Raw genomic sequence first — 15,287 nt, forward strand, 5'->3', positions numbered from 1 at the left:
CCCCAGGCTATCGGCTTTTTTATCGCGCTCACGTCGTGCGCGTACTCAATCCGTTGACATGTTTTCCCAGGATGTCGCTTGTAGGTCCAGATCGATTTCCAGCGTTTCCAAAAAGCGCGCCGTCATCATGTAGTGCCCAATCATTAATGCCAGTTCAGCCAGTTGAACCTCATCATAATAGCGCCTGACCGCGTTAAACGTGTCGGCAGAAACCTTCACCTGCTGCACGCATTCATCGACAAAATGCAAGATGGCCGCTCCTCTGGCGTCGATGCCAACACCCTGCTCTATTTTCTCGATGTCGTCATCGCGCCACCCCGCAAGGATCGCCAACGGATAGTGTTGCATACGCTCATAAGCGCTGTGGCTTAACGCGCCAACCCTTAATATGATCATTTCCCGATCTTTATCACACAGTCGCCCGGCCGGAAAAGAGGCGCCCAGCGACAGATATCCCTGCGCCGAACGGCTGGTTTTCAACAGACCCAGCGTAAGATTGGCGGGAAAACGGGCATATTGTTGCTGTTGCTCAGCCGTTAATTCACTCACTGCCGGCAGTTTTATTCTGGCCATCGTTTATTCCCCCGCGCGTTCATCGATAATTGCAACCGGCCGAGCCCAGCCGGCGGATGCCTTATAAACTTTGACCGGCAGACTGATCACGTTGAATCCGCAGGGGGGCAGCAATTCAAGATTGCACAGTTTTTCAATCTGGCAATAAGGATATTTACTGCCGGCATAGTGTCCTTCCCAAATAAGCGAAATATCGCCGCTTTGTTCAAATTTGGTGCGCGTATGGCTGAATGGCGCATCCCAGCTCCAGGCATCGGTGCCAACCACTCTGACGCCGCGTTCAGTAAGATACAGCGTCGCCTCACGGCCCATGCCGCAACCGCGATGAATAAAATCTTCACTGCCGTACCGCCCACCGGCCGCCGTATTGACCAGAACAATATCGCCGAGGGCGAGCGGATGATCAATCCTCGCTAATTCACGCTCAATATCACGCGCAGTGACCACATAACCATCTGGAAAATGGCGAAAATCCAATTTGACGCCAGGGCCGATACACCATTCCAGCGGTATTTCATCAATGGTTTTTGACGCCGAACCGTCGTCCATATGCGAATGGTAGTGATAAGGGGCGTCCATATGCGTCCCCGCATGGGTGCTCATGCGGACAAATTCCACCGCCCAGCCCTCCTGACGCGGCAGCGCCAGGGGATCCAGGCCGGGAAATGATTCCGCCAGCTGCAACGCTCCGCGCTTGTTGTCAACATACTCGATTTCCGGCAGAAACCGCTCCGGATCGGAAGCGATCCCGCTCATCAGCGGCACCGAAAGATCAATGATTTTACCGTACATATTGTTACCTTTATCCAGGGGAATGACCTGCCCAGAGTAAGCTTTCCCCATAGAATAGAAATGCCGATTATCAGACAACTTATTGTTATAATAGGAAGACGCAGCCATGAACGGACAGGAAGGCGTCATGAAACCGTCAGAATTGACCGGGGAAATCCCAATATCGATTTGGTTCAGAAATAAATCCTGGCCGGCAGGAACGCAATTCCCTTTACAGGCGTTGCCATGGGGCAAACTGATGTATTCCATGAAAGGGTTGGCGGAAATAAATATTGAGGACAATATTTATTTATCCACTCCGGAATATGCCATTTGGCTCCCCGTTAATACCGAACATGAATCCGTAGCAAAGAGTGCAATTGACTATGTCATTCTTCATGTCAGCCCCCCGCTATGCCAATCCTTACCGAGCAAACCGCAAACCCTGCGGCTGAATAAGATCGTCAAAGCGGTGCTGGCCGATTTTTCAGAAAGGCGCATTGGCTATCCGCACACGCCTCAGGACCAGACGTTGGTTACCGCATTGCTTGAGCAGCTGGCGCTGTCGGAGCGTTTTGACAGCTACCTGCCGCTCGGCAGCGACGACGTGATCAAGATCATGACCGAAAAGATGAGCGCCGCGCCGCACGATTTCAACACGCTGACGCAATGGTCGGGCATGCTGGGCTTGAGCGAGCGTACGCTCTCGCGGCGATTTCTCGCCGCCACCGGCATCTCTTTCAATGAATGGAAACTGAGAAGCAAAACCCTCATGGCGATGACGCTGTTGCAGGAAGGGAGAGCCGTCAAATATGTCGCCTCTACCCTGGGGTATCACGATCCTTCCGCGTTTATCGCCATGTTCAGACGGCAAACGGGCCAGTCCCCCTCCGGTTTTTTAGCGGTAAGTCATGGCACCCCGAAAACAGGCTCAGGCATAATGCATGGCGACTGATGCAGCATTCGTACGCACAAACTGCATCGAACGCCTTCCCCCCTATTCAGCACGACAGGATGCGCACGCATGACAGACCCTGATTTCAACCTGCTGATCGCGCTCGACGCGCTGCTGACGGCGGGCAGCGTTGCCGGCGCGGCGCGCCGTCTCGGTTTAAGCCCCTCGGCGATGAGCCGTACCCTCAGCCGACTGCGCGCGGCCACCGGCGATCCCCTGCTGGTGCGCGCCGGCCGTCATATGGTGCTGACGCCCTATGCCGAAACGCTGCGCGAGCGGGCGCGGCACGCGACGTTCGAAGCCCGCGCTGTGTTGCGTCCGGCGCAGGGAGCATTGGATCCCGCCGCGCTGGATCGTACCTTCACGCTGCGCGCCAATGACGGCTTCGTCGAGGCCTTCGGCCCGGCGCTGATCGCCGCCGCCGCCGAACAGGCGCCGCGGGTGCGGTTGCGCTTTGCGCCCAAGCCGGAGAAAAGCGACCGCCCCCTGCGTGAAGGTCTGGTCGATCTGGAGATCGGCGTGTTGGGTGACATGGGCCCGGAAATCCGCCTGCAGGCGCTGTTCCGCGATCGCTTCGTTGGCGTGATGAGAACCGCACACCCGCTGGCGCAACAGCCGGAGATTGGCGTCGCCGACTACGCCGCCTGCGGCCACGTGGTGGCCTCGCGCAGCGGGCGCATCCTCGGGCCGGTAGACGCCGCGCTGGCGGAGCTGGGGCTGGCACGCCATATCGCCGCCGTGGTGCCGAGCTTTCCCGCCGCGCTGGCGGTGGCGCAGGCCTCGAATCTGTTGGCGTTGCTTCCCGCCTCTTTCCTGCAGGCTCAACCTGCCGATGGCCCGCTGCGCGTCTTCGAACTGCCGGTAAAAACGCCGCCCATCACCGTCTCGCAGATGTGGCATCCGCGCCTGGACGCCGAGGCGGATCACCGCTGGCTGCGGCAGTTGGTGCTGTCGGTTTGTCGTCGGCAGGCGCAACCCCCCGGTGAGTGACAATGTCACCTAAAAAGCGTTTACGGTCTCTGATGCCCGTTTAAATCGGCCAGATAAGCGCAGAACATGTCCGCCATCGCATCGGCATAAGCCGCGATCTCGGAATCAGTTCGCGGCGTTTCGGAGAATTGCTTGCCCGCCGCCCCCAACGTGCCGACGATCAGATCGCCCGCCAACCGGCGAGTGACCTGCGGAACATCAGGCAACGCTTCGCACATGAAAACCTGCACGATATCCTTGCCGGCTGCCTTTACCGCCTGTGCCTCCGGCGCATCGCGGTAAAGCGGCGCCGCATCATTCAACGCTACGCGCATCTGCGCCTCTTCACATTCCGAACGGATAAACGCCTGCACCAACAACCGCAAGCGCGCGAACGGCGTTTTCTCGCGGTCGGCCAAAATACGGCTCAGCATATCCGTGGTCTGCCGCCATTCGTCGCTCTGCAAACGAAACAGGATCGCCGCCTTATTGGGGAAATACTGATAAAGCGACCCGACGCTGACGCCGGCACGCTCGGCCACCCTGGCGGTGGTGAAACGCGCCGCCCCCTCCTGCGCCAAAACCTGAATAGCGGCGGTCAGAATAGCGGACACCAGTTCGGCGGAGCGCGCCTGTTGCGGTTGTTTTCTCGAGGAAATTTGCTTACTGCGGCGTTCAGTCATAGCGGGCGGCCAATGCGAATAGAGGAATGCGAATAGTTCGTCATATTATAACGGCATGCGCTAACGCGCTCCATTTACGACAGGAAATTTGCCATGAGTACCCTGACCACTGCCCCCTTAGCGCCGCTGCTAAACCGCCTGTTCCAACAGGCATCCCGCCGGTCGCCGGCGCTTGCCGCCCTGTTCCGCGACGTGCAGGACGCAGAGCAAAGCCGGCTGATGCAGAGCAAAACCGAGTACCGCGAACTCTACCACCGCCTGAAGGATTTCCCGCTGGCCGTGTCGCCGGCGACCGGGGCCTTGCTCTACATGTTGGCGCGGGGTTGCCGGGCGCAAAACATCGTCGAATTCGGCACGTCGTTCGGTATTTCGACCCTGCACCTGGCCGCCGCACTGCGCGATAACGGCGGCGGCCGATTGATTACCTGCGAGTTTGAACCGAGCAAAGCGGCGCGGGCGCGCGACAACCTGACCGAAGGCGGCGTCATCGACCTGGTGGAGATCCGCGTCGGCGACGCCCTGGAAACGCTGCGCGGCGATCTGCCGGCCACGGTCGATCTGCTGCTGCTCGACGGCGCCAAGGGACTTTATCCCGATATTCTCGACCTGCTTGAGAGCCGTCTGCGGCCCGGTGCGCTGATCGTCGCGGACAACGCCGATGACAGCCCGGATTACCTGGCGCGGGTGCGCGATCCGGCGACGGGCTATCTCTCCACGCCGTTCGCGGATGACGTCGAATTGACAATTCGGCTTTAAAATCCCCATCGAGCGAGGGTTGTTCCCCCTCGCTCGATGGGAGAACATAGCGTTCACGATGCCTGACGCAGTGAAACGCCCATGACGCTTCCCCCTCTCTGGCCGGTCTTCGACGGCCATAACGACCTGCTGCTCAATCTGTGGCTGCAGCATGACGACGATCCGGTCGCCGCCTTTTATTCCCGCGTCACGCCGGGCCACCTCGATTTCTCCCGCATGCAGCGCGGCGGATTCTGCGGCGGGCTGTTCGCGGTATTTATTCCTCCGGTCGGCTATATCGCCCAGATGCGTAATCAAACGCAGGACGAGGCGCAGGCCGCCTTCGATCCGCTGGCGATCGCCGAACGGCAAATCGCCATCCTGCAGCAGCTGGAGCAGGCTTCTCAGGGGCGGCTGCGCATCTGCCGCACCGCCGCCGAGATAGAGCAGTGCCGCCTCAACCGGCAAATCGCCGCGGTGCTGCATATCGAAGGCGCCGGCATGATCGATGCGGAGCTGACGCAGTTGGAGGCCTTCTACCGGCTGGGCGTGCGCAGCATCGGGCCATTCTGGAATCTGCCTAACGCCTTCGGCACCGGCGTCAGCGGGCCGTTCCCCGGCTCACCCGATACCGGCCCCGGCCTGACGCCGGCCGGCGAGGCGCTGATCCGCGCCTGCAATCACCGACGCATCATGATCGACGTCTCGCACATGAACGAGAAAGCCTTCTGGCAAACCGCCGCGCTGAGCCGTGCGCCGCTGGTCGCCACCCACTCCAACGCCCACGCCCTCTCCCCGCAGCCGCGCAACCTCACCGACGCACAGCTGGACGCCATCGCCCAGAGCGGCGGGATGGTCGGCGTCAATTTCGGCACCGCCTTCCTGCGGGCGGACGGTAAACGTGACAGTGCAACGACCGGCTTAACAGAAATTGTTAAACACGTTGAGTATTTGATCGCTAAACTTGGTGAAGATCGCGTGGGATTTGGCTCTGATTTTGACGGAGTCAACGTACCGCAACCGTTGGAGGACGCCGCAGGCCTACCGCGCCTGACGCAAGCGCTGGCGCAGGCCGGGTTCGATAACCGGCTGCTGGAGAAGCTGACCTGGCGCAACTGGCTGAACGTGCTCGCCGCCACCTGGGGTGAATAACCCGGTTACGCTTTAAAGGTTGCGATCTTCGTCACATTTCGCCAACATTGGGCCGGCCTAATGCGAAAATTTCTCATTGGGCTCGAACTATCACGATGCATGTAAAGGAGCACCGCTATGACTACCTGGACTAAACCTGAGTTTGTTGACCTGCGTCTGGGGCTGGAAGTGACGCTGTACATTTCCAACCGTTAATCGCCTGTCTGCCCGCCTTTCGCGCGGGCATTTCTTTCCCTCTTTTTCTGGTTCATACATGCAGATAAAAGTTCTCGGCTCGGCGGCGGGCGGCGGCTTTCCCCAGTGGAATTGCAACTGCGACAACTGCCGGGGCGTTCGCGAGCACAGCATCAACGCCACGCGTCGCACGCAGTCTTCCATCGCCGTCAGCGACGACGGTAAAAACTGGGTGCTGTGCAACGTTTCACCGGATATTTGCCATCAGCTGCTGGCTTCGCCCGAATTGAACAATCCCGACGTGCTGCGCGGCACCGGCATCGGCGCGATCGTGCTGACCGACAGCCAGATCGATCACAGCGCGGGCTTGCTCAATTTGCGTGAGGGCTGCCCACACCACGTCTGGTGCACCCCTGAAGTGCATGACGATCTCAGCACCGGCTTCCCGGTGTTTCCCATGCTCTCCCATTGGAACGGCGGGTTGATTCACCACCCGGTGACGCCCGGCGAACCGTTCCGCACGGCGGTCTGCCCAAACGTGCGCTTCACCGCCATTCCGCTGCTCAGCAACGCGCCGCCCTATTCGCCGTACCGCGATCGCCCGTTGCCGGGCCACAACGTGGCGCTGTTTATCGAAGATACCGCTCGCGGGATCGGGCTGCTGTATGCACCGGGCCTGGGTGAGCCGGACGAGGCGCTGATGCCGTGGCTGCGCCGCGCGGACTGCCTGTTGATCGACGGCACGCTGTGGCACGACAACGAGCTGGCCAACGCCGGCGTGGGACGCAATACCGGCAAAGACATGGGGCACCTGGCGCTGGCGGAAGAGCACGGGCTGGCGGCCCTGCTCAGCACCTTGCCCGCCAAACGCAAGATCCTGATCCACATCAACAATACCAACCCGATCCTCAATGAAGACTCCGCGGAACGGCAGAGCCTGACCGCCGCCGGCATCGAAGTGAGCTGGGACGGCATGAATATCGAACTGTAGGGAATCGCCATGACGCAACCACGTCCCCTGACGCCGCAGGCATTTGAAGCGGCGCTGCGCGCCAAAGGCGCTTATTACCACATCCACCACCCGTATCACATCGCGATGCACAACGGCGAAGCGACGCGTGAGCAGATCCAGGGCTGGGTGGCCAACCGGTTCTACTACCAGACCAGCATTCCGATCAAGGATGCGGCGATCATGGCCAACTGCCCGCAGCCTGACACCCGTCGCAAGTGGGTGCAGCGCATTCTGGATCACGACGGCTACGGCGGCAGCGAAGGCGGCATCGAGGCCTGGCTGCGCCTCGGCGAGGCCGTCGGGCTGCAGCGCGACGCCCTGCTATCCGAGCAGTTGGTGCTGCCGGGCGTGCGCTTCGCGGTGGACGCCTACGTCAACTTCGCGCGCCGCGCCTGCTGGCAGGAAGCAGCCTGCAGCTCGCTGACCGAACTGTTCGCGCCGCAGATCCACCAGTCGCGTCTCGACAGCTGGCCGCAACACTACCCGTGGATCGACGCCGCCGGCTACGACTATTTCCGCAGCCGCCTCGGCCAGGCCAACCGCGACGTGGAACACGGCCTGGCGCTGGCGCTGGACTATTGCGATACCGTTGAAAAGCAGCAGCGCATGCTGGAGATCCTGCAGTTCAAACTGGACATTCTGTGGAGCATGCTGGACGCCATGAGCATGGCCTACACCCTGAACCGCCCGCCTTACCACAGCGTGACCGCCGCGCGGGTATGGCACAACCAGAGGCTGGTGTAATGACGCTGAACCCTGAACACACTCCCGTCTTCCGCCGCGGTTACCGCCTGCAATGGGAGCAGGTGCAAAACAGCCATGTGATCCTCTATCCGGAAGGCATGGCCAAGCTGAACGACAGCGCCGCCGCCATTTTGCAACTGGTCGACGGCCACACTACGCTGAACGGCATCATCGCCCAGTTGAACGCCCGCTTCCCCGGCGCCGAAGGGTTGGCGGACGACGTGCTGGAATTTTTCCAGCGCGCCTACGAACAAAAATGGGTGACCTTCCGTGACTGAACCACGTGCGCCGGCGGTGAATCCGCCGCTCTGGCTGCTGGCGGAGCTGACCTACCGTTGCCCGCTGCAGTGTCCGTACTGCTCCAACCCGCTCGATTTCGCCGCGCAGGAAAAAGAGCTGACTACCGCGCAGTGGATAGAGGTGTTCCGCCAGGCGCGGGCGATGGGCAGCGTGCAGCTCGGCCTCTCCGGCGGCGAGCCGCTGGTGCGTAAAGACCTGCCCGAGCTGATCGCCGCCGCCCGCGATCTCGGGTTTTACACCAACCTGATCACCTCCGGCATCGGCCTGACCGAGAAAAAGCTGCAGACCTTCGCCGACGCCGGGCTGGATCATATTCAGATCAGTTTTCAGGCCAGCGACGAAACGCTGAACGCCGCGCTGGCGGGCTCCGCCAAGGCATTTCAGCAGAAGCTGGCGATGGCCAAGGCGGTCAAGGCGCTCGGCTATCCGATGGTGCTCAACTTCGTGTTGCATCGCCATAATATCGGCCAGATCGACCGCATCATCGAACTGGCGATCCAGCTGGATGCCGACGACGTCGAGCTGGCGACCTGCCAGTTCTACGGCTGGGCGCACCTGAACCGTGAAGGCCTGCTGCCGACCCGCGAACAGATCGCCGAGGCAGAAGCCGTGGTGAAACGCTACCGCGAACGCATGGCCGCCGACGGCAAACTGGCTAACCTGCTGTTCGTCACGCCGGATTACTACGAGGAGCGGCCTAAAGGCTGCATGGGCGGTTGGGGCGCCATCTTCATGAGCGTGACGCCGGAAGGCATGGCGTTACCCTGCCACAGCGCCCGTCAGTTACCGATTAAGTTTCCGTCGGTGCTGGAGCACGATCTGCAGCATATCTGGTACCACTCCTTCGGCTTTAACCGCTATCGCGGCTATGACTGGATGCCGGAGCCCTGCCGTTCCTGTTCGGAGAAAGAGCAAGACTACGGCGGCTGCCGCTGCCAGGCGTTCATGCTGACCGGCAACGCCGACAACGCTGACCCGGTGTGCGGCAAATCGCCGCATCACGGCACCATCCTGGCGGCGCGGGAAGCGGCGAACCGTTCGCAGATCGGTATCGATCAGCTGCGATTTCGCAATCAGACCAACTCCCGTCTGATCTTCAAGGGTTGACGATGGCACCCGCCGCCGCTTCGTGGCAGCTCGATAACGGTTTGGCCGTCAAAGCGATAAGCGACCCTGCCGCCGACGCCGCCGCCGCGCTGGTGCGCATCGAGGCGGGCAGCTTTCAGGCGCCTGCCGCCTGGCCCGGCCTGGCGCATCTGCTGGAGCATATGCTGTTTCGCGGCAGCGCGAACTTCAGCGCGCAAGATGGGCTGATGGGCTGGACGCAGGCGGCCGGTGGCCGTTTAAACGCCACCACCCAGGCCACGCAAACCGCGTTTTTCTTTGAGGTGGGCGCCGCCCATCTGGCGGATGGGTTGGCGCGGCTGAGCGATATGCTCGCCGCTCCGCAGCTGGCGACTGAGGCGATCGCCCAGGAGATCGAGGTCATCGACGCCGAATACCGCCTGCTGCGCGCCGATGTTGAAACCCGCTGCGAAGCCGCGCAGCGGCAGATGTTCAGCGGATTTGACGCGCTGCATCGCTTTCATATCGGCAGCCGCGCCGCTTTCGGCAGCGATATTTCCGCGTTGCAGCAGGCGTTGCGGCAGTTTCACCACCATTATTACCGCGCACCGAACATGACGCTGTGGCTGCAAGGCCCGCAATCGCTTGAGCAACTGCATGCGCTGGCACAGCGCTACGGTGGCGGCTTGCCGTCGGGCAGCGCCGCGCCGCCCGAGACATTGCCGCCGCTGGCCGCCGGGCAAGATTACACGCTGTCTCTTCCCGGCGCGCCGCAGCTGCGGCTGGTGTTTGCCCTGCCGCACTGCCGTTCACGCGGCTGGCTGCGACGGCTTGAGCGTGTATTGCTGGACGACGCCCCTGGCGGGCTGCTGGCACGGCTGCGCGCGCACGCGTGGGGCGACGCCGTTCGGCTGGATTATGCCCGCTGCGGCGAAAACAGCGCCCTGTTGAGTTTTATTTTCACCGTCAATCACGGCTCGGCGTCTGAGGCCGCCCATATCGAAAGCGCCTTGCTGGCATGGCTGCAGGCGTTGAACGCGCTGACACCAGGCCAGCTCGAGCATTTCGGGCAACTGGCGAACCGCGATTTTCACCGTCTGGCGCCGCTCGATCAGCTGCGGGCCAGAGCGTTTGGGCTGCCGCCGACGGAACAGCATGACGACTGGACGCGGCAACTCGCTATGCTGATGGCGGCGCCGCGCCGCCGCCTGGCCGTGCAGCCCGAGGGGGGCGGTGAAACGCGCGAAATCCAAGGGCTGCCGCTGACCCTGCGCCCCTTCGCCGGCGCCGCGCTGGCGCCTACAGCGGAACCTTTCCGCTTTTTCTCAGCCTCGGCGGCGCTGCCGATCCCGCCCTTGCCGGCCGGCCAGGCGCCGCTGCGGCATCTGCGTTCCGGCGAGGCGCAGCCGGTGCTGTTGCTGCGCCCAGCGTCGCATGGTGCGCTCAGAGAAGAACAGGCCTGTGGCTTGCAGGCGGCGCTGCGCCCTGGCGCGGCGGAGCTGGCGCATCGGGAGGGACATTTAAGCGTCGAACGCCACCAGGGCGTGTGGCTGCTGCAGCTGGCGGGCAGCCACGGGCTGATCTGCCACGGCCTGAACGTCGTGAACCGGGCTCTGGCGGCGCAGCCGCCGGCCGTCATCAACGAGGCGGCGAGAAACCTGCGCCACGCGCAGTTAAAACAACAAAACGATATCGCCATTCGCCGCCTGTTGGCCCAATTGCCGGCGGCGCTGAACGTCTCTACGACAACGGCGCCACACTGGCATGCCACCCTGGTCGGCGGCGATGGCGAGTTAAAACGGCGACTGTCACATTTGCTGTATGACTTCCCCTACGCCATAACGGCTGAGCCGCAAACGCTGCCGCGTTTACATCCCCCTGTCACGCTGACGGAAAGCGGCGCCGAACACGCCTTGCTGCAGTTTTACCCGCTGCAAAACGATGAAGCCGAAGGCCGCTGGGCGCTGCGCGTGCTGGCCCGGCTTTACGCGCCGCGCTATTTTCAGCGGCTGCGCGTGGAACGCAACGTGGGCTACGTGGTGCAATGTGCCTTCCACCGCTGCACCCATGCCGAAGGCCTGCTGTTCGCGCTGCAATCCCCGACGTTCACCGCAGAACAGCTGCGGCAGTTAAACGATGAATTCTTGCTGCAGATGCATCATGAGCTGACGCACGTTAGCGTTGGAGAGCTGGAGCAAACGCAACAGGCGCTGCAACAAAACTTGCAAGGCCTCAGCGCCGAGCCGTTGCAACGTGCGCGGGAGATTGCGTTGGAAAATCGCGCGGCCATTGCCGCCGCTGCGCCGATCACGCTGACGCAATTGCGCTATTGGCAGCAGCGTTTGTTTTCCTCTGATTGATTAACCCGGCGGCGAACACCGGCCGGGGGAATCGGTCGCGGAGAAAGTATCGCTCATGCCGCAGAAGGCCGGCTGGCCGCGAAAAAAAAGCCCCCATCGTCTCGATGAGGGCTGAATAAAGCGAAGCATGCAACCGCGATCAGAAGCGCCAGGTCAGACCGGCGTTGACGCTGTTGTCCTGGTGGTTGGACGACAGCTGCCCGCCGTAGCCAAGGGACAGGACGGCGTTTTTGTTAATCGATACATCGACGCCCGCTTTCAGAATCGCGCCATCGCGAGAAACAGGCACGCTGTTCACGTCGAACGCCGCATCAGTGCGTTTGAACATCAGCTGCGTTTTACGCTCCAGCTTGCCGTACTGATGCTGCCAACCCAGCTCGCCGCGCAGCGCGATCGCCACGCTGTCGGTTTGCCACTCGGTGTCGGCGCGCAGACCCAACGTCGAGGCGGTGGCGGACTGACTTTGTTTGTCGCCGCGCAGTGCCGCTGCCCCGCCTTGTTCGTTGATCTCCTCGTTACGGTAATGGGTATACGCCAGGTTGGCGAACGGCTCAAGGTTGACCGCATCGCTCGTCCAATCGTAGCCGCTTTCGATGAACAGCTGACCGGTGCGCGCGTTATACTTGGCCTTCTCGCGATCCGACTGCGCGCCGTAGTTCACCGAGCGCGAGGTGTCGATGCGATGCCAGGTATAGGTGCCGCCCGCTCGCAGCGCCAACGCGCCGAAGCGTTTGTCGCCGTACAGCCCCAGATGATAGTTGTCGCTGTGAGCATCTGACTGATAACCGCCATCCAGCGAAGTGCGGGTATACCCGGTCAACATGCCAAGCCGGCCGTCGTCAAACAGTTCGCTGTCCAGACCTAACAGCACGCCATAGGTGGAGGTCTGGTAACCGGTGGCGTTGTCGTTGCCGGAAGCATGCCCCCAGCTACCCAGCAGTTTCGCCCAGGCGCCGTTGTCATCCGCTTTAATGTCGGTAGCGGTGCGGCGGCCTTCCGCCTGGCGCAAGCGCTCGGTGGCGGTATCGCGCAGGTAACGGCTTTCGTTGATCTGGGCGGAAGCCATATCAGCGTGGATCTGGCCGGACAGTTGACGGGTCGCCTGTTGCAATTCTCTGGCCGAGGTGAAGCCGAGGAAGCTTTCATAGACCGGATGGCCCGCCACGATGCTCGCCTCTTCGTTCACGGCTTGCGCCTCGCCCCCATCGCTTTGCAGCAGGTTGGCCTCTTCGGCCGCCGGGATCGCCACGCTGCGTTTGGCCGTTTCCGTGACCGGTTCCGTCGCGTTGAGCGTCTCCACCGCACGAGCTACCGCTTTCTCGTTCTCAGTGCTGGCCAGGCTGTCAAAGCTGGCGTCGGTGCGCGTGATGCCAAGGCCGACGTCATTGCCCTGATAATCCAGCGCGACTTTAACAAACGGATACGATGGGTTGGCGTTTTCGAATCTACCGGTAACGCCGTCCGTCGTGGTCAGGATGGTGTACTTGTTGCCCAGCAGACTCTGCGCCTCATTCTGCGACAGCAGGTTTTGGCTGCGTTCCAGGCTGACATTCACACTGCCGCCGTTGAGGAAAGCGCGCCGCGCGGCGATCTTATCGCTGCGGCCATTGTCCGCCACTTCCACGTTATACTGCGAACCGCGATCAAAAATGGCATCGTGCAACACATGCAGCGTGCCGATGCCGTTGCCCGGCGCGACGCTGCCGCTCCGAGCCGCTCTGAAGGCGCCTACGGTGCCCTCGCCGGACAATGTGCCGCTATTTTCGATATAAACGTTGGATGCCACCGAACCGTCGATCGCCAACACGCCCTGTTTCACCCAGGTATCACCGCGATAGGTGTTATTACCCAACAGCGCCAGCGTACCGGCGCCCGTTTTGGTCAAGCCGCCGTGCCCGCTGATGTCGTTACTCCACGAATCGAAATCGCATTCGCTCGACGTGCAGCGCCGCTCAACCGGCGTGCCGGGTTCGACGATATTTCCCAGGCCGGGGATATTCACCACAAACTGTTTCTCACTGTAGGAACCCGGCACATAATATTCCTGCGGGATATCCTCTTTGGTAATAAACATTTTCGGGCCGTTGATCGCATCGCGTAAATTGACGCGCCCCCAGCCGAATAAATTATCAATGCCGGCAACGCCTAAATCGGTGGCGGTGGTTTTAATGACTGCAGATATTTGATCGGCGCTCATATATGGGAAGCGCTGCATCAATACGGCGGCGACGCCGGTCACATGCGGCGCCGCCATTGAGGTGCCGGATTTGTTGCCGTAACCAGGATTAAGCGACAGCTCGCCCTTATTATAAGCTTCGCGATTCACGGCGCCGCCGGTATTTGACTCCAGCCGGCCGACGGTGCTGTAAATATCAGAACCCGGCGCGGAAACACAATAGCTGGCCGTTTGCCCGCAGCTGGTCGAGGAAACGCTTAACTGATTTTCGTCACTCAGGTTGGTCACAATCAGGTAATTATTCAGTACGTCCGGGAAAGCGTAAGGCAGTGACTTTTGCGCTTCCGGAATATTGTAATTGTTGTAATTGCCCGCCGAGAAGACGATCAGCTTGCCGTGCCTGGCCGCCCGCAGCAGCGTCGACATGGCGCTGTGCCCGCCGGTGGGCACCGGTTGTTCGCTGCCCCATTCCACGCTGGATTTGCTACGCATCATCTCGGCGATCACGTCGCTTTTTACGAATGCCACGTAGTCCGGCCTGCCGTTCGGCAACCAGATGATATCGCCTTTGGCGTCTCGCCGGATATCCGGCGCGATCCCCCAGCTGTTATTGATGACGCGAGCCGCGCTCTGAATCAGCTCTTCACGGCCGTTGCGATTACCGTAATCATTCAATTTGGTGCCGATAATATCCGCGTCGAAAGCGACGCCGTGCATGCCTGCGCCATCTCTTTTAGCCGCAGCGATACCGGCTACATGCGTGCCGTGATCGCCGAAAGACATATTATCTTGTTTATCATACGAGAAATTATAGCTGCCGTTATCCAGGCGCGTCAGTTTACCGGAGAATTCAGAATGGGAAAGAATGGCGTTATCGATAACGCCGATAGTTATACCTTTTCCGGTATAGCCTCTGGCATAGGCGAATTCGGCGGAAATAGCCTCAAGCCCCCATTGGCGATTAAACTCCGCGGTTTTCCAACTGTCAGGCGCGCCCAATCGACCGGGGTCCTGATAAGCGGCAAGAGAAGAATGAATGGATAAGCCATAACAACCCAGAAAAACGCAATACGCTAACTTCAATCTTTTATTAAGTATCATTTTACGCTCCATGTTTATTTATACCCAGAAGAAAACTTACGTTTTAACCGCGCTGAAACCTCCTATGATCGTGAAACGACGGATAACACATGCGGACCCGGCGCGAGCCGCACGAACAGACATGCTGAGAGATGCAAATGGGCGCGGACAGACAAAGGGATGCCATCGCGCCGGGCGCCTATGGCGCAGACGTCTGGAGAGGAGGCGAATGTACGTTTGCCGGCGCCGTTGCGCCGGAATGACCCGACCATCGGGACCGGGCGTAAGGATCAGACTGTGGGTGCATTTTGCTTCATCATCCAGTTTTGCTAATGATTTTCATTCGCGAGGCTATCTTATACGTAAGCAAAGTGTCAACAGATGAAACAAAACATTTCTTGATTTGTATCATGACTTTTCTCTAAGCGCCGAGCGACGGTGCTGCGATAACCGCTGAAGAGTGCATGAAATGACGGCTATTGCCGCCATAAGTGAGATTTTTATCAGTGAATATGCATAGCGGCGACAGTGCAGGCGA

Annotated in this window: 14 protein-coding genes; 10 read left to right on the forward strand and 4 right to left on the reverse strand. The window is 60.6% G+C overall.

Annotated features, from left to right (window positions below; genetic code table 11):
- Positions 1–45 precede the first annotated feature (45 nt).
- Both ACJ8KE_RS06120 and ACJ8KE_RS06125 read right to left on the reverse strand, forming a co-directional pair.
- On the reverse strand, positions 46–573 hold the full coding sequence (locus ACJ8KE_RS06120) for a carboxymuconolactone decarboxylase family protein (protein WP_049299212.1): 528 nt from the start codon (positions 571–573) through the stop codon (positions 46–48).
- A 3-nt stretch (positions 574–576) separates the two neighbouring features.
- Positions 577–1,365 carry a cyclase family protein gene (locus ACJ8KE_RS06125; RefSeq protein ID WP_116403632.1) on the reverse strand — a complete coding sequence of 263 codons (789 nt, stop codon included), beginning with the start codon at positions 1,363–1,365 and terminating at the stop codon, positions 577–579.
- A 127-nt stretch (positions 1,366–1,492) separates the two neighbouring features.
- Here ACJ8KE_RS06125 and ACJ8KE_RS06130 point away from each other — a divergent pair, with 127 nt between their 5' ends.
- Positions 1,493–2,299, forward strand: a complete 807-nt coding sequence (locus tag ACJ8KE_RS06130; protein ID WP_100225605.1) for a helix-turn-helix domain-containing protein — start codon at positions 1,493–1,495, stop codon at positions 2,297–2,299.
- A 69-nt stretch (positions 2,300–2,368) separates the two neighbouring features.
- Positions 2,369–3,289: a LysR family transcriptional regulator gene (locus tag ACJ8KE_RS06135; RefSeq protein WP_116403633.1), complete on the forward strand. Its 921-nt coding sequence runs from the start codon at positions 2,369–2,371 to the stop codon at positions 3,287–3,289.
- Between the two features lie 20 nt (positions 3,290–3,309).
- Here ACJ8KE_RS06135 and ACJ8KE_RS06140 read toward each other — a convergent pair whose 3' ends face one another.
- Positions 3,310–3,951 (reverse strand): TetR family transcriptional regulator, encoded by a 642-nt coding sequence (locus ACJ8KE_RS06140; RefSeq protein ID WP_193842777.1) that lies wholly within the window; start codon positions 3,949–3,951, stop codon positions 3,310–3,312.
- Between the two features lie 93 nt (positions 3,952–4,044).
- Here ACJ8KE_RS06140 and ACJ8KE_RS06145 point away from each other — a divergent pair, with 93 nt between their 5' ends.
- The 8 genes from ACJ8KE_RS06145 to pqqF all read left to right on the forward strand — a co-directional run bounded on the left by ACJ8KE_RS06145 (position 4,045) and on the right by pqqF (position 11,493).
- A complete protein-coding gene (locus ACJ8KE_RS06145; protein ID WP_442517161.1) occupies positions 4,045–4,707 on the forward strand; it encodes an O-methyltransferase in 663 nt (220 codons plus the stop codon).
- Between the two features lie 81 nt (positions 4,708–4,788).
- Positions 4,789–5,838: a dipeptidase gene (locus ACJ8KE_RS06150; protein ID WP_442517162.1), complete on the forward strand. Its 1,050-nt coding sequence runs from the start codon at positions 4,789–4,791 to the stop codon at positions 5,836–5,838.
- A gap of 117 nt (positions 5,839–5,955) precedes the next feature.
- Positions 5,956–6,033: a pyrroloquinoline quinone precursor peptide PqqA gene (gene pqqA / locus ACJ8KE_RS06155; protein ID WP_004937827.1), complete on the forward strand. Its 78-nt coding sequence runs from the start codon at positions 5,956–5,958 to the stop codon at positions 6,031–6,033.
- 58 nt (positions 6,034–6,091) lie between these two features.
- On the forward strand, positions 6,092–7,003 hold the full coding sequence (gene pqqB / locus ACJ8KE_RS06160; RefSeq protein WP_305178908.1) for a pyrroloquinoline quinone biosynthesis protein PqqB: 912 nt from the start codon (positions 6,092–6,094) through the stop codon (positions 7,001–7,003).
- A 9-nt stretch (positions 7,004–7,012) separates the two neighbouring features.
- A complete protein-coding gene (pqqC, locus tag ACJ8KE_RS06165) occupies positions 7,013–7,768 on the forward strand; it encodes a pyrroloquinoline-quinone synthase PqqC (RefSeq protein ID WP_015376769.1) in 756 nt (251 codons plus the stop codon).
- Entirely contained in the window at positions 7,768–8,046 is a 279-nt protein-coding gene (pqqD, locus tag ACJ8KE_RS06170; RefSeq protein WP_016927749.1) for a pyrroloquinoline quinone biosynthesis peptide chaperone PqqD, read from the forward strand. Before pqqC ends, pqqD begins: the two co-directional genes overlap by 1 nt.
- The gene (pqqE, locus tag ACJ8KE_RS06175; protein WP_028127420.1) at positions 8,039–9,175 is read left to right on the forward strand and encodes a pyrroloquinoline quinone biosynthesis protein PqqE; all 1,137 of its coding nucleotides are present in this window, start codon (positions 8,039–8,041) and stop codon (positions 9,173–9,175) included. Before pqqD ends, pqqE begins: the two co-directional genes overlap by 8 nt.
- Positions 9,176–9,177: 2 nt before the next feature.
- Positions 9,178–11,493 (forward strand): pyrroloquinoline quinone biosynthesis protein PqqF, encoded by a 2,316-nt coding sequence (gene pqqF, locus ACJ8KE_RS06180; protein WP_442517163.1) that lies wholly within the window; start codon positions 9,178–9,180, stop codon positions 11,491–11,493.
- Between the two features lie 139 nt (positions 11,494–11,632).
- Here pqqF and ACJ8KE_RS06185 read toward each other — a convergent pair whose 3' ends face one another.
- Entirely contained in the window at positions 11,633–14,668 is a 3,036-nt protein-coding gene (locus ACJ8KE_RS06185) for an autotransporter domain-containing protein (RefSeq protein ID WP_442517164.1), read from the reverse strand.
- Positions 14,669–15,287: the final 619 nt, after the last annotated feature.

The sequence above is a fragment of the Serratia sp. CY56464 genome (assembly GCF_052168435.1).
GTDB classification, from domain to species: Bacteria; Pseudomonadota; Gammaproteobacteria; order Enterobacterales; family Enterobacteriaceae; genus Serratia; species Serratia marcescens.

Excerpts from the sequence above, each read along its gene's own strand:
- pqqA (WP_004937827.1), top strand. The coding sequence starts at position 5,956 with ATGACTACCTGGACTAAACCTGAGTTTGTTGACCTGCGTCTGGGGCTG.
- ACJ8KE_RS06140 (WP_193842777.1), bottom strand. The coding sequence starts at position 3,951 with ATGACTGAACGCCGCAGTAAGCAAATTTCCTCGAGAAAACAACCGCAA.
- pqqC (WP_015376769.1), top strand. The coding sequence starts at position 7,013 with ATGACGCAACCACGTCCCCTGACGCCGCAGGCATTTGAAGCGGCGCTG.
- ACJ8KE_RS06145 (WP_442517161.1), top strand. The coding sequence starts at position 4,045 with ATGAGTACCCTGACCACTGCCCCCTTAGCGCCGCTGCTAAACCGCCTG.
- ACJ8KE_RS06135 (WP_116403633.1), top strand. The coding sequence starts at position 2,369 with ATGACAGACCCTGATTTCAACCTGCTGATCGCGCTCGACGCGCTGCTG.
- ACJ8KE_RS06130 (WP_100225605.1), top strand. The coding sequence starts at position 1,493 with ATGAAACCGTCAGAATTGACCGGGGAAATCCCAATATCGATTTGGTTC.
- pqqD (WP_016927749.1), top strand. The coding sequence starts at position 7,768 with ATGACGCTGAACCCTGAACACACTCCCGTCTTCCGCCGCGGTTACCGC.
- ACJ8KE_RS06120 (WP_049299212.1), bottom strand. The coding sequence starts at position 573 with ATGGCCAGAATAAAACTGCCGGCAGTGAGTGAATTAACGGCTGAGCAA.
- ACJ8KE_RS06150 (WP_442517162.1), top strand. The coding sequence starts at position 4,789 with ATGACGCTTCCCCCTCTCTGGCCGGTCTTCGACGGCCATAACGACCTG.
- pqqB (WP_305178908.1), top strand. The coding sequence starts at position 6,092 with ATGCAGATAAAAGTTCTCGGCTCGGCGGCGGGCGGCGGCTTTCCCCAG.
- pqqF (WP_442517163.1), top strand. The coding sequence starts at position 9,178 with ATGGCACCCGCCGCCGCTTCGTGGCAGCTCGATAACGGTTTGGCCGTC.
- ACJ8KE_RS06125 (WP_116403632.1), bottom strand. The coding sequence starts at position 1,365 with ATGTACGGTAAAATCATTGATCTTTCGGTGCCGCTGATGAGCGGGATC.